General features: G+C 73.6%; 16 protein-coding genes. 5 read left to right on the forward strand and 11 right to left on the reverse strand.

Annotation, left to right across the window (positions count from 1 at the left end; genetic code table 11):
• Nucleotides 1-1,005, reverse strand: a complete 1,005-nt coding sequence (locus ACZ5GH_RS13785; RefSeq protein WP_464334399.1) for a helix-turn-helix transcriptional regulator — start codon at nucleotides 1,003-1,005, stop codon at nucleotides 1-3.
• A gap of 187 nt (nucleotides 1,006-1,192) precedes the next feature.
• Here ACZ5GH_RS13785 and ACZ5GH_RS13790 point away from each other — a divergent pair, with 187 nt between their 5' ends.
• Nucleotides 1,193-2,107, forward strand: coding sequence for a branched-chain amino acid transaminase (locus ACZ5GH_RS13790; RefSeq protein WP_464334400.1), 915 nt, complete (start codon nucleotides 1,193-1,195; stop codon nucleotides 2,105-2,107).
• A 51-nt stretch (nucleotides 2,108-2,158) separates the two neighbouring features.
• On the opposite strand, the gene ACZ5GH_RS13795 is transcribed toward ACZ5GH_RS13790, so the two are convergent.
• Nucleotides 2,159-2,905 (reverse strand): MBL fold metallo-hydrolase, encoded by a 747-nt coding sequence (locus ACZ5GH_RS13795; RefSeq protein ID WP_464334401.1) that lies wholly within the window; start codon nucleotides 2,903-2,905, stop codon nucleotides 2,159-2,161.
• A gap of 244 nt (nucleotides 2,906-3,149) precedes the next feature.
• On the reverse strand, nucleotides 3,150-3,341 hold the full coding sequence (locus ACZ5GH_RS13800) for a MarR family transcriptional regulator (RefSeq protein WP_387756913.1): 192 nt from the start codon (nucleotides 3,339-3,341) through the stop codon (nucleotides 3,150-3,152).
• A 97-nt stretch (nucleotides 3,342-3,438) separates the two neighbouring features.
• On the opposite strand from ACZ5GH_RS13800, the gene ACZ5GH_RS13805 reads away from it, so the two are divergent.
• Nucleotides 3,439-3,567 (forward strand): hypothetical protein, encoded by a 129-nt coding sequence (locus ACZ5GH_RS13805; RefSeq protein WP_387756912.1) that lies wholly within the window; start codon nucleotides 3,439-3,441, stop codon nucleotides 3,565-3,567.
• Entirely contained in the window at nucleotides 3,564-4,025 is a 462-nt protein-coding gene (locus ACZ5GH_RS13810; protein ID WP_387756911.1) for a type II toxin-antitoxin system PemK/MazF family toxin, read from the forward strand. The genes ACZ5GH_RS13805 and ACZ5GH_RS13810 overlap by 4 nt, the downstream gene beginning before the upstream one ends.
• Before the next feature lie 41 nt (nucleotides 4,026-4,066).
• Here the strand turns inward: ACZ5GH_RS13810 and ACZ5GH_RS13815 are convergent, their stop codons facing one another.
• The 7 genes from ACZ5GH_RS13815 to clpS form a co-directional block, all read right to left on the reverse strand.
• The gene (locus ACZ5GH_RS13815) at nucleotides 4,067-5,035 is read right to left on the reverse strand and encodes a PLP-dependent cysteine synthase family protein (protein ID WP_387756910.1); all 969 of its coding nucleotides are present in this window, start codon (nucleotides 5,033-5,035) and stop codon (nucleotides 4,067-4,069) included.
• Between the two features lie 77 nt (nucleotides 5,036-5,112).
• Nucleotides 5,113-5,391, reverse strand: a complete 279-nt coding sequence (locus ACZ5GH_RS13820) for a MoaD/ThiS family protein (protein WP_464334402.1) — start codon at nucleotides 5,389-5,391, stop codon at nucleotides 5,113-5,115.
• A 118-nt stretch (nucleotides 5,392-5,509) separates the two neighbouring features.
• Complete coding sequence (locus tag ACZ5GH_RS13825) at nucleotides 5,510-5,629, reverse strand: putative leader peptide (RefSeq protein WP_317621128.1); 120 nt, start codon at nucleotides 5,627-5,629, stop codon at nucleotides 5,510-5,512.
• Between the two features lie 139 nt (nucleotides 5,630-5,768).
• The gene (locus ACZ5GH_RS13830; RefSeq protein ID WP_464334403.1) at nucleotides 5,769-6,200 is read right to left on the reverse strand and encodes a M67 family metallopeptidase; all 432 of its coding nucleotides are present in this window, start codon (nucleotides 6,198-6,200) and stop codon (nucleotides 5,769-5,771) included.
• A gap of 55 nt (nucleotides 6,201-6,255) precedes the next feature.
• Nucleotides 6,256-7,686: an amino acid permease gene (locus ACZ5GH_RS13835; RefSeq protein WP_464336827.1), complete on the reverse strand. Its 1,431-nt coding sequence runs from the start codon at nucleotides 7,684-7,686 to the stop codon at nucleotides 6,256-6,258.
• 224 nt (nucleotides 7,687-7,910) lie between these two features.
• Nucleotides 7,911-8,483 carry a DUF2017 domain-containing protein gene (locus ACZ5GH_RS13840; RefSeq protein WP_387756907.1) on the reverse strand — a complete coding sequence of 191 codons (573 nt, stop codon included), beginning with the start codon at nucleotides 8,481-8,483 and terminating at the stop codon, nucleotides 7,911-7,913.
• A 130-nt stretch (nucleotides 8,484-8,613) separates the two neighbouring features.
• Nucleotides 8,614-8,907: an ATP-dependent Clp protease adapter ClpS gene (gene clpS / locus ACZ5GH_RS13845; RefSeq protein WP_049654313.1), complete on the reverse strand. Its 294-nt coding sequence runs from the start codon at nucleotides 8,905-8,907 to the stop codon at nucleotides 8,614-8,616.
• 139 nt (nucleotides 8,908-9,046) lie between these two features.
• On the opposite strand from clpS, the gene ACZ5GH_RS13850 reads away from it, so the two are divergent.
• Both ACZ5GH_RS13850 and ACZ5GH_RS13855 read left to right on the forward strand, forming a co-directional pair.
• Nucleotides 9,047-10,381, forward strand: coding sequence for a nicotinate phosphoribosyltransferase (locus tag ACZ5GH_RS13850; RefSeq protein WP_464334404.1), 1,335 nt, complete (start codon nucleotides 9,047-9,049; stop codon nucleotides 10,379-10,381).
• A 265-nt stretch (nucleotides 10,382-10,646) separates the two neighbouring features.
• Nucleotides 10,647-11,237, forward strand: a complete 591-nt coding sequence (locus tag ACZ5GH_RS13855) for an isochorismatase family protein (protein ID WP_387756905.1) — start codon at nucleotides 10,647-10,649, stop codon at nucleotides 11,235-11,237.
• 45 nt (nucleotides 11,238-11,282) lie between these two features.
• On the opposite strand, the gene ACZ5GH_RS13860 is transcribed toward ACZ5GH_RS13855, so the two are convergent.
• Nucleotides 11,283-12,287 carry a hypothetical protein gene (locus tag ACZ5GH_RS13860; protein ID WP_387756904.1) on the reverse strand — a complete coding sequence of 335 codons (1,005 nt, stop codon included), beginning with the start codon at nucleotides 12,285-12,287 and terminating at the stop codon, nucleotides 11,283-11,285.
• Nucleotides 12,288-12,489: the final 202 nt, after the last annotated feature.

Below are 12,489 nucleotides of genomic sequence, written 5' to 3' on the forward strand. Positions count from 1 at the left end.
TCAGATCCAGCCGCGCCGAGCGGCGTGCACGCCGGCCTGGAAGCGGCTCTCCGCGCCCAGGCCGGCGGTCAGTTCGGCGACCAGCCGGCGCACCGTACGCTCCGACACCTCCAGCTTGCGGGCGATCGCCGCGTCCGTCAGACCGGCCGCCAGCAGGCGCAGCACGGCGAGTTGACGATCCGTCATCTCCGTTTCGCCCGGCCCCAGTTCGGGCGGCGTCCAGGCGGCGGACCAGAAGTACTCGAACAGCTCCGCGACCAGCGCCACCAGGGCCGGTTCGCGGACCACCACCGCCGCCCCGGCACCCTGGGGGCAGCCGTCCGGCCCGGCGCCGGGCGCGGGCAGGATCGCCAGCCGGGCGTCCACCACGATCAGCCAGAGCGGCAGCGAGTGCGCCGCCCTGATCCGGGCACCGGCCCCGGTCAGCTCCCGGACGTGCGCCAGCACGGCGGGGCGGCGCAGCGCGGCGGCCGGGTAGATGGTGCGCAGGGCGGCGCCGTGGGCGAGGGCGAGGCGTTCGCGGGCGAGTTTGCCGGCCAGGGCGGGGCCGGAGAGGTCCTGGCCGGGGCGCAGCGAGAGGGCTTCGGTGCGGGCGCCGCGGGCGGCGTCCTCCAGCAGGGCGGCGATCCGGTCGGCGCCGCGGACGAGTTCGAGGCCGGTGTCGGCGCGGTGGCGCTGCTGGAGGGGCAGGTAGCCGGTGTGCAGCCGGTCGACGGAGTCGCGGGCCCGGCGCAGTGCGCCGACCAGGTCGGTGACCCGGGCGTCGGCGTCGAGCAGGAGTTGGCGTACGGCGGTGTCCACGGAGACCGCGGTGTCCGCCGGGGCGTCGTCCGCGCCCCCGGGGCCGGCGGCCGGCTGGAGCAGGCCGAGCGCGCGCAGTTCGGCGGTGGCGGCGGCCAGCCGTGGGGCGGCCCAGTCGGGGCGGAGGGACTCGGGCGCCCGGCCGGGTTCGGCGAGCAGCCGGGCGTAGAGCTGGGTGGCGTCGGTGCCGGTGGGGCTCTCCATCGGCGCAGCCTAGTGAGGACGGGGCGGGGGCGGTCGGGGGTTTCCGCTCCGCGAGACGGCGGCGGGCCGGGCCGTGGCGGGGGGTGAAGTCCGTGTCGCGGTACGGCGTTTCCGCTCCCGGTCATGACCGGTTCCGGTCGGCTCCGACGGGCTGACCCGCGGGCCGGCTGCGCGCAGGATGTCCGGCATGGCTATCCCCGAAGCTTCGACGATCTGGTGGAACGGCGCCCTGGTGCCCTGGCAGGAGGCCCGGGTGCACGTCCTCGCCCACGGCCTGCACTACGGCACGGGAGTGCTGGAGGGCACCCGGGTGTTCGCCACGGCGGACGGCCCGGCGGTGTTCCGGCTGCCCGAGCACCTGCGCCGGCTGCACCGCAGCGCCCGGATGATCCGGATGGACCTCCCGTACGGCGTCGCCGACCTGACCAGGGCGACGGTGGAGCTGGTGCGCGCCAACGGCCACCAGGACTGCTACCTGCGGCACTTCGCCTTCCTCGGCTACGGCACGATGGGCATCGACATGCGCCACTCGCCGGTCGACGTGTCGATCGCGAGCTGGGAGTGGCGGGGCCAACTCCCGCAGGGGGAGGGCGGGATCACGCTGAAGACGAGCAGCTGGCGGCGGAACGACCCGAACGCGGTGCCGCCCGCCGCGAAGGCCACCGGCCCGTACCTGAACTCGGTGCTCGCCCGCCGGGAGGCCAACGACGCGGGCTACGACGAGGCGTTGCTGCTCGGGCCGGACGGCGCGGTGAGCGAGTGCACCGGGGAGAACGTGTTCGCCGTCCGGGACGGGGTGCTGCGCACTCCCCCGTCGAGCGCGGGCGCCCTGGAGGGCATCACCCAGGACACCCTGCTCACCCTGGCCCGTGACCTGGGTGTCGAGGTGCGGGTGGAGGGCCTGCTGCGCTCGGACCTCTACGCGGCGGACGAGCTGTTCGTCTGCGGTACGGCGGCCGGTGTCATCCCGGTCCGCGCGCTGGACGACCGTGCCCTGCCCGAATCGCCCGGCCCGGTGACCGGGCGGCTGCGGGAGGCCTACCGGGCGGCCGTGTCCGGCGTCGATCCGCGCTACCGGCACTGGCTGACGCCGGTGGGGTGACCGGTGCGCGATCCGCCCGGTCGCACCGGCGCCCGGGCCCCGCGGGGGTGCTCAGATCTCGTACACCGCGCCGGCCCGGGCGATCTCGACCGGCCCGGGGTAGGCGGCTGCGGCGTCCCGGCGGTTGTGCTCGGCGTCGGTCCACGGGGGGATGTGGGTGAGGACGAGGCGGCGGGCGCCGGCCGCGGCGGCGTGCTCGCCCGCCTCGCGGCCGTTGAGGTGGACGGCCCGGTAGGTGTCGCGGCCGTCGATGTAGGCAGCCTCGCAGAGGAAGAGGTCGGTGTCGCGGGCGAGTTCGACGAGTTCGGCGCTCTCGCCGGTGTCCCCGCTGTAGACCAGCGAGCGGCCGTCGTGCTCCAGCCGGAAGGCGAAGGCGTCGACGGGGTGGTTGACCTGGGCGACGCCGACCCGGAACGGGCCGAGCTCGAAGCTGCCGGGGGTGAGGGCGCGGAACTCGAACACCTCCTTCATCCCGGGGTTCTCCGGCATGTCGTAGGCGCGGGCGAGCCGCTCGGCGGTGCCGGCCGGGCCGTACACGGGCAGCAGTTCGGGGCAGCCCTCGGCGCGGTAGTTGCGGGCCACCCAGTAGGCGCACAGGTCGACGCAGTGGTCGGCGTGCAGGTGGCTGAGCAGGACGGCGTCGACGTCGTAGAGGCCGGTGTAGTTCTGGAGGGCGCCGAGGGCTCCGTTGCCGAGGTCGAGGACGACGCGGTAGCCGTCGGCCTCGACCAGGTAGCTGGAGCAGGGCGAGTCGGCGGACGGGAAGCTCCCCGAGCACCCCACCACGGTCAGTTTCATCCGAGCCCCTCCGCCCCGACACATCCTGGCTGCTGCTGGAAAACGGCATCGCCGTCCTCCACCGGCACCGGTGGAAAACAGCATGGAAAACGGCAGGCCGGGCCCGGTGGACCGGCCGGTGGCACTGCGTTGGTGTGTCGAGGGTAAGGGCGGAGCGGCACTTTGCCCCCGTCCCCGTGCCGGGCTGTGGGCGGAATCACCAGAACGCCCGGGGCGGGGGCGCGGGCGGTTGACGGGCCGGGGATCAGCGGCGCCGGGGGCGGTTGCGGGCCCAGGTGCGGATGGTGAACGGGTACCAGCGCGGGTGTCCGCTGCCGTCGACGACGTCCGGGTCGGGCAGCAGCCGGTGCCTGCGGTAGCTGCGGACGGTCTCGCGCCGGACGTTGAGGTGGCGGGCGATCTCGGCGTAGGACCACAGCTCGGGGCCAGGGGTCACGGGGGCACCTCCGGGGGGACGGGGGCGGACGTTCGTGACGCAGCCTCGCCGGGAACGGCCGGGCCTCCGGGCGCGGAACGGGCGGTGTGGCAGTTCCGTGACGAACCGGGAGCAACGTGCGGACAAAGGACCGGCCGGCGCGGTCTGCGCGCTGGTGGCGTTCGCCTCCGGTCCGGTCGGCCCGCTGGTGGCCTTCGCCCCCGGCCCGGTACGGTTCGCCGCATGAACGGCATGACCGCCACCTGGCTCGTCCTGGCGCTGCTGGGCGTCGCGCTGCTGGCCGCCGCCGCGGCGGCGCTGGTCCGGCGCACCCGTCCGGCCCCGCGCCCGGCCCCGCGCCCGGCCGGGCCGACCGGTCCGCGGACCGGGGGCGCCCCGCAGCCGCGGGAGATCTGGTGGGCGGAGGTGCCGTTCGAGGACGGGCCCGGCTCCAAGGACCGCCCGTGCCTGGTGCTGCGGGTGCACGGCCGGACGGCCACCGTCGCGAAGATCACCAGCAGGCACCGCGCCGAGCGTCCTGGCGTGCTGCCGCTGCCGCCCGGGTCGGTGGGCGACCGGCAGGGCCGGACCAGCTGGCTGGAGACGGACGAGCTGCGCGAGGTGCCGCTGTCGGCGTTCCGCCGCCGGTCCGGCACGGTGGACGGGCAGGTCTGGGCCCGGGCCCGGCGGGCGATGCAGCGCTGACGGGCGTCAGCGCGGAGCCGTCCCCGCGGCGCTGACGGGCGTCACGCCCAGAGCTGGCCCTGCAGCGCCTCGACCGCGGCCTCGGTGGACTCGGCGGTGTAGATGCCGGTGGACAGGTACTTCCAGCCGCCGTCGGCGACCACGAAGACGATGTCCGCGCGCTCCCCCGCGGCCGCCGCCTTGCGGCCGACGCCGATCGCCGCGTGCAGGATGGCGCCGGTCGAGACGCCCGCGAAGATGCCCTCGTGCCGGAGGAGTTCGCGGGTGCGTCGGACGGCGTCCGCGGAGCCGACCGAGAAGCGGGTGGTGAGCACCTCGGCGTCGTACAGCTCGGGGACGAAGCCCTCGTCCAGGTTGCGCAGCCCGTACACCAGGTCGTCGTAGCGCGGTTCGGCGGCGACGATCTTCACGCCGGGGACCTTCTCGCGCAGGTAGCGGCCGACGCCCATCAGGGTGCCGGTGGTGCCGAGGCCGGCCACGAAGTGGGTGACGGTCGGCAGGTCGGCGAGGATCTCGGGGCCGGTGCCGGTGTAGTGGGCGCCCGCGTTGTCGGGGTTGCCGTACTGGTAGAGCATCACCCAGTCGGGGTGCTCGGCGGCGATCTCCTTGGCCATCCGGACGGCGGTGTTGGAGCCGCCGGCGGCCGGGGAGGGGATGATCTCGGCGCCCCACATGCGGAGCAGCTCGCGCCGCTCCTCGCTGGTGTTCTCGGGCATCACGCAGACCATCCGGTAGCCCTTGAGCTTGGCGGCCATGGCCAGCGAGATGCCGGTGTTGCCGCTGGTGGGCTCCAGGATGGTGCAGCCGGGGGTGAGCCGGCCGGCGGCCTCGGCGCGCTCGATCATGTGCAGGGCCGGGCGGTCCTTGATCGAGCCGGTGGGGTTGCGGTCCTCCAGCTTGGCCCAGAGGCTCACCAGGCCCTCGGCGTTGCCGGGGACGGCGGCGGACAGCCGCGGCAGGCGGACCAGCGGGGTGTTGCCGACGGCTTCGAGCGGGCTGTCGTAACGCAAGGGGGCCTCCGGCCGGGGCGGTGGGGGTGGAGGGGGCGGCTCCCCCCGCCGCTGCGGTGGCGGGGGGAGCCGGGAGGTCAGCGGGTGCCGCCGGCCACGGCGGGCAGGATGGTCACGCTGTCGCCGTCGGCCAGGGCGGTGGAGATGCCCTCCAGGAAGCGGACGTCCTCGTCGTTCAGGTAGACGTTCACGAAGCGGCGCAGCTCGCCGCCCTCGACCAGGCGGGCGGCGATGCCCGGGTGCCGGGCGTCGAGGTCGGTGAAGAGCTCCCCGAGGTTGCTGCCGTTGCCCTCGACGGCCTTGGCGCCGTCGGTGTAGGTGCGGAGGATGGTCGGGATGCGGACCTCGATGGCCATGAGTGCGCTCCTGTGCGAGTCGTGAAGTGGGTGGGCCGCAGCGGACGCGGCAGGGCGGGCGCCCCGGGGATCGGCGTCGCCGGGGGCGGCGGGCCCGGGTGAGGTGGTGACGCGGCTCTCAGCGCGAGCGCGCGGGCGTGCCGGGACAGATCGCGCCGGCGTGCCGGCACAGGTCGATGTGCAGGCGCGCCACGAGGCGGGTGCCCGGGGCCTGGTTGCTCACATCGACGGAACGCATGGACTCATCGTATAGATTCCCGGCCCCGCTTAGACATGCCCGTCTCGGGATCCGGATGTTCGTGTTTCCCGGGTTGAGACGACGGCGGCCCGCCGGCCCCTTGCAGGGGGTCGGCGGGCCGCTTCGGCGGGTGTGCCGGTCAGGCCGGGTAGGCCTCGACGACCTGCACGTCTTCCTCCGTGATCTCGCCGTCCACGATGCGGAACGAGCGGAACTGGTACGGGTCCTCCTCGCCGTTGCCGTCGGCGGTGGAGACCAGGACGTAGTGGGCGAACGGCTCGGAGGCGTAGCTCACGTCGGTGCGCGAGGGGTAGGCCTCGGTGGCGGTGTGCGAGTGGTAGACGATCACCGGCTCCTCGTCCCGGTCGTCCATCTCGCGGTAGAGCTTGAGCAGGTCGCCCGAGTCGAACTCGTAGAAGGTGGGCGAGCGGGCGGCGTTGAGCATCGGGATGAACCGCTCGGGCCGTCCGCTGCCGGCCGGTCCGGCGACCACGCCGCAGGCCTCGTCCGGGTGGTCGGCGCGGGCGTGGGCCACGATCCGGTCGCGGAGTTCTCGGGTGATGGTCAGCATGCGGGCCAGGATAGCCACGCCCCGGCGCGGGTCCGCCGGGGCGTCCGAGGCGCGGTCAGCGGGTGTCCACGTTCCCGTCGCCGGCGGGCACCGGGGCCACGGCGGCGCCGTGGACGGCCTGCGGGGCGCGGCGCTTGAGCACCTGGTAGCCGACCACCAGCAGCAGGGCCCAGCCCGGGAAGACGAACAGCGAGATCCGGTTGTCCCGGTCCAGGCCGATCAGCACCACGACCAGGGCGAGGAAGGCGAGCGCGGCCCAGCTGACCCAGGAGCCGCCGGGCGCCTTGAAGGTGGGCGCCGGCAGGCGGCCGGCCCGCCAGGCCCGGCGGTAGCGGATCTGGGAGATCAGGATCATCGCCCAGGTCCACAGGCCGCAGACCGTGGCGACCGAGGTGATGTACTCGAACGCCCGTGCCGGGACGAGGTAGTTGAGCACCACCCCGACGCCCATCAGCAGGCTGGAGACGGTGATCGCGAAGGCCGGGGTGCGGCGGGCGTTGAGCCGGGTGAGCCGGCCCGGGGCCTGGCCGCTCAGCGCGAGGTCGCGCAGCATGCGGCCGGTGGAGTACATCCCGGAGTTGCAGGAGGAGAGCGCCGCGGTGAGCACCACGAAGTTGATGATGCCGGCTGCCGCCGGGATGCCGATCTTGCCGAAGGCGGCGACGAACGGGCTGACGCCGGGCTGGAACTCGGTCCACGGCACGAGCGAGAGGATGACCACCAGGGCGCCGATGTAGAACAGCGCGATCCGCCAGGGCAGGGTGTTGATGGCGCGCGGCAGGGTCTTCTCGGGGTTCTCGCTCTCGCCCGCGGTGACGCCGACGAGTTCGACGCCCAGGTAGGCGAACATGACGATCTGAAGGGTCATCACGGTGGAGCCGATGCCCTGCGGGAAGAATCCGCCGTCCTGCCAGAGGTGGCCGAGCGACGCGGTGTCACCGGCCTTGCTGAAGCCGAGGGTCAGCACTCCGACGCCGATCAGGATCATGCCGATGATGGCGGTGACCTTGACCATGGAGAACCAGAACTCGATCTCGCCGAACAGCTTCACCGAGATCAGGTTGGCCGCGTAGAGCAGGACCAGGAAGGTCAGCGCGCTGATCCACTGCGGTATGTCGGGCGCCCAGAACCGCACGTAGACGGCGGCGGCGGTGGTCTCCGCCATGCCGGTGACGACCCAGAACAGCCAGTACGTCCAGCCGGTCACGTAACCGGCGAAGGGGCCGAGGAACTCCCGGGCGTACTCGGCGAAGCTGCCGGAGACCGCGCGGTAGGTGAGCAGTTCGCCGAGCGCCCGCATGATCACGAAGATCACCAGGCCGGCGACGGCGTAGGAGAGGATCAGGCTGGGGCCGGAGCGGGAGATCGCCGTGCCGGCGCCGAGGAACAGGCCGGTGCCGATCGCGCCGCCGATCGCGATCATCTGGATCTGGCGGCTGCCGAGCCCGCGCTCGTAGCCCTCCGCGTTCTCTGGGCTGTCGACCATTTCGTCGTACAACTTCTCGGCCAATGCGCACCGTCCTGGTCGGTCTCGGGGGTGGAGAAGTCGTACCACGCGAAGTTCGGATAGCGGTGTCCATCTGAGCGTTATTTGAGCATAACCTGGTATGGTTTGTCCGATTTTCATAAGAAATGCCCCGGCCAATCGTCCACATTCTGGACGAAACGGCCGGGGCTTGCCCGGAATCGGGCAGGATCACTCCCCCGAGGTCAGTCCGCCATCGCCTCCAGCAGCGACTCCTGCAGGGCGCCCAGCCACAGGTACGCCATCACCAGCGGCTTGCGCTCGTCGCCGTCCGGCAGGTCGTAGAGGCCGTCCTCGTCGTCCTCGGTGACCTCCAGCCGGACACCGACCGCCAGCCGCAGGTCGTTCAGCGCGCCCAGCCAGCGCCGGCAGTCGGGCGCCGCCAGCTTGAGCACCCCGCCGTCGCCGAGGCCGTCCAGCGCCCGGACGACGAACAGCGCGTCGTCCCGCTTGCGGGCCCTCAGGTCCAGCTCGGTGAAGCGGCGGAACTCGCCCGACGCGACCCTGGCCTCCTCGTCCTCCGGCTTCTCCGGGTCGCCGTAGGCGTCCGGGAAGAACCGGGCCAGCACCGGGTCGGCGGGTGCCTCGGTCGGGCCCTCGGCGAACAGCGCGGCCAGCGGGTCGTCGCCCTCCGCGCCGGGGCCGGGGCCGATCAGCTCCAGCAACTGCACTTCCAGCGAGCGCAGGATGGAGGCCTCCCACTCGTCCAGCGCGATCGCCGCGCCACCACCGCCGGTGCTCTCGAACAACCCAGCCATCTGTATCGGTCAGCCCGTCTTCGTCGTCGTCGGTCGTACGGCCGGAGGTCCGGCACCGGTCGCACCGGAGCCGGCCGCCACCGCACCGGTCGGGTCGGCTCCCGTCCCGCCGGCGCCGGTCGGCCCGGCGTCAGTCGTGCTGCAGCGTCGCCCAGAGGCCGTAGCCGTGCATCGCCTGGACGTCGCGCTCCATCTCCTCGCGGGAACCGCTGGAGACCACCGCCCGGCCCTTGGTGTGGACGTCCATCATCAGCTTCCGGGCCTTGTCCTTCGGGTAGCCGAAGTAGGCCTGGAAGACGTACTGGACGTAGCTCATCAGGTTGACCGGGTCGTTGTGCACGATGGTCACCCAGGGCGTGTCCGGCTCGGTCACCGGCACCCCCTCGACCTCCGGGCGCTCGATCTCCACGGGCGCGACGCTCACCCCGGTCCTCCTCGCTGCACAGTCGTCCGTAACCCCTCATGCCCCATGCTGCCATCCGGGGGACACCCGGGCGATTCCGACCCGGCGCGCTCGAGGAGAAATCGTCAATCTGACGCTAAGTGGTAGTAGCATCATCCGTATGGACGCCACTTCCGTGCGAGCGGCCGGCTCGACCGCGCTGCTCACCGACCGCTACGAGCTCACCATGCTGCAGGCCGCCCTGCGCAGCGGGGCCGCGCACCGCCGCTCCGTCTTCGAGGTGTTCACCCGCCGCCTGCCGAGCGGCCGCCGCTACGGCGTCATGGCCGGCACCGGCCGGGTGCTGGACGCCGTCGAGGACTTCCGCTTCAGCACCGCCCAGCTGGACTGGCTGGCCGACCAGGACGTCGTCGACGAGGACACCCTGCGGTTCCTCGCCGACTACCGCTTCCGCGGCGACATCCACGGCTACCCCGAGGGCGAGGTCTACTTCCCCGGCTCGCCGCTGCTCACCGTCGAGGGCAGCTTCGCCGAGGCGGTGATCCTGGAGACGGTGATCCTCTCGATCCTCAACCACGACTCGGCCATCGCGGCCGCCGCCTCCCGGATGACCGCCGCCGCCGGTGGCCGCCCGGTGATCGAGATGGGCGCCCGACGGGCCCACGAGCAGGCCGCCGTCGCCGCCGCCCGGGCGGCCTACGTGGCCGGCTTCGCCGCCACCTCCGACCTGGAGGCCGGCTTCACCCACGACATCCCGACCACCGGCACCGCCGCCCACGCCTTCACCCTGGTGCACGACAGCGAGCGGGACGCCTTCAAGGCGCAGATCGCCTCCATGGGGAAGGGCACCACGCTGCTGGTCGACACCTTCGACCTGCGCGAGGCCGTGCGCACCGCGGTCGAGGTGGCCGGCCCCGAACTGGGCGCGGTCCGGATCGACTCCGGCGACCTCACCCTGCTGGCCCACCGGGTCCGCCGCCAACTGGACGAGCTCGGCGCCGACCGGACCAGGATCATCGTCACCTCGGACCTGGACGAGTACGCGATCGCCGCCCTGGCCGCCGCCCCGGTGGACGGCTACGGCGTCGGGACCAGCCTGGTCACCGGCAGCGGGCACCCGACCTGCGCGATGGTCTACAAGCTCGTCGCCCGGGCCGAGACCGACGGCGGGCCGATGGTGCCGGTGGCCAAGCGCGCGGCCGGCGGCAAGACCAGCATCGGCGGCCGCAAGTGGGCGGCCCGCCGGCCCGACGCCGACGGCGTGGCCGAGGCCGAGGTGGTCGGCACCGGGCCCGTCCCGGACGAGCTGCGGCCGCACCTGGTGCAGGTGCCGCTGGTGCGGGGCGGCGAGACCGTCGGCCGGGAGCCGCTGAGCGCCGCCCGCGACCGGCACGTGCGCGCCCGCGCCGCGCTGCCGCTGTCGGCCACCCAGCTGTCCAAGGGCGACCCGGTGCTGCCGACCGAACTGGTCCTGCCCGCCGGGCCGGCCCTCTGACCGGAGCCTGGGGCCGGTCCGCCGGACCGGCCCCAGGGGCCCGTCTTCGCGCTCCCGTCGTTCGCCCCGCGGACGCGAGTCCGAAGACGGCCGCGGGGCTTCCGCCCCCGCGCACCACTCCCTAGAGTCAGCCGTAGAGTTCCCGAGTTCCCCCGGAGCTCCCCGAGAACCCCCCGCGCCCGGCACGGCCGGGCCGCGTACTCCCGAGGGCTCCCCCACCGGGGCGCCGCCTCCCGCGGGCCCCCGAGATCCGAGGATGCGAGCCATGCACCGGGCACTGATCGTCGTCGACGTGCAGAACGACTTCTGCGAGGGCGGCAGCCTGGCCGTCGCCGGCGGCGCCGAGGTGGCCGCCGCCATCACCGACCTGATCGCCGAGGCCACCCCCGGCTACCAGCACATCCTCGCCACCCGCGACCACCACATCGACCCGGGCGACCACTTCTCCGCCGAGCCGGACTACGTCGACAGCTGGCCGCCGCACTGCGTGGCCGGCACCGAGGGCGTGGGTTTCCACCCCAACTTCGCACCGGCCGTCATCTCCGGCGCGGTCGAGGCGGTCTTCGACAAGGGCGCCTACTCGGCGGCGTACAGCGGCTTCGAAGGGCTGGACGAGAACAACCGCGGTCCGGTGGAGTGGCTGAGCGAGCGGCAGGTCGACGAGGTCGACGTGGTCGGCATCGCCACCGACCACTGCGTCCGGGCGACCGCGCTGGACGCGGCCCGGGCCGGCTTCACCACCCGCGTGCTGCTGGACCTCACCGCCGGGGTCGCCCCGGAGACCACCGCCGCCGCGCTGGAGGAGCTGCGGGCGGCCGGGGTCGAGCTGGTCGGCACCCCGGTGGTCCGTTCGTAGCGGATGCCGGATGACGTGGGGTTCGGGTGGCCGCACGTCGGCCGCTCAGACCACCAGCAGTTGCACCACGTCCGTCCCGCCGACCCGGTACGCCTCGCGCAGTTCGCCGCCGACCGCGTCCGGGTCGGCCGCCAACCGGGCCCCGGAGACGTACACCACGCGGATGCCCAGGTACTCCATCCGGTGCTGGCCGCCGCGCACCCAGGCGGCCTCCCCCTCGCTCACGCAGCGCAGCTCCGAGTCCACCTCCACCGCGACGCCCCGCTCCGGCCAGTAGAGGTCCGGCACGGCGATGTACGTGCCGCCGCGCATCCGCAGCTCGGGGGCGTTCAGCGGGGTCGGCAGCAGCCACTCGGCCGCCAGGCGGCCGAGCCGCTCCAGCGCCAAGTCCCGCTCGGTGGCCAGGAGTTCGTCCAGCGCCGCGCGTACCCGGGGCTCGTCGGTCAGCCCGGCGTCGGCCAGCTCGACCACCAACTCCCGCGCCGTGCAGCCGTTCGCGGGCCGGGCGACGGCCTCCCGCAGCACCTCGCGCACCGGCGCCGAGTCGCCCGGCTCCGCGGTCCACTCCACCAGCGCGTCGGCCACCGCCCGGGCCACCGGCGCACAGGCCAGGCCGTGCACCGAGCGGGCCTCCAACTCCCGTTCGGTGCGCCGGATCCGCACCTCGCCGACGTCCTTCAGCCGGCGCTGCCGGGGCACCAGGACGTCCACCCCGGTCACCGCGGGCAGCCGGGGCGCGACGGCGAAGCCGTACAGCGCCAGCGCCGCCGCGCCGGTGATCACCGCGCCCTCCCGGCGGCCCTCCTCGCGGCCGTTCTGCGCGGCGTACAGCAGCGCGGCCCACATCCGCTGCTCCGGGGTGGGGCCGGCGGCCTGCAACAGGTAGACCCGGGGCAGCATCCGCTGCCAGGGGCCGCCCCGGCGGCAGTGCTCGGTGATGATCCGGGCCGGCACGCCCCGGGCGCGCAACTGGCTCGCGGTGACGACGTTCTGCTGACGCTTCGCCAGCTCCTCCAGGGACGGCGGCGGCGTCGGAATCCGGTAGCTCATGCCGACACCATCCCCAACCGTTCGGACTCGCGACCGGCCGCCTGACGCACTGTTACCCAACCGTCGCGAAACCGGGATCAGCTCGCACTAAAGTCCTCATACCCTCACTCATTTGGAGTAATTGACGCTCATCAGGTTGTCATATGTGATCGAAAACGATCGCCGACCTGGTCGTCTGACCCAGCGTGACCAAGGGCATACG

It is taken from the genome of Kitasatospora sp. Xyl93 (assembly GCF_055383135.1).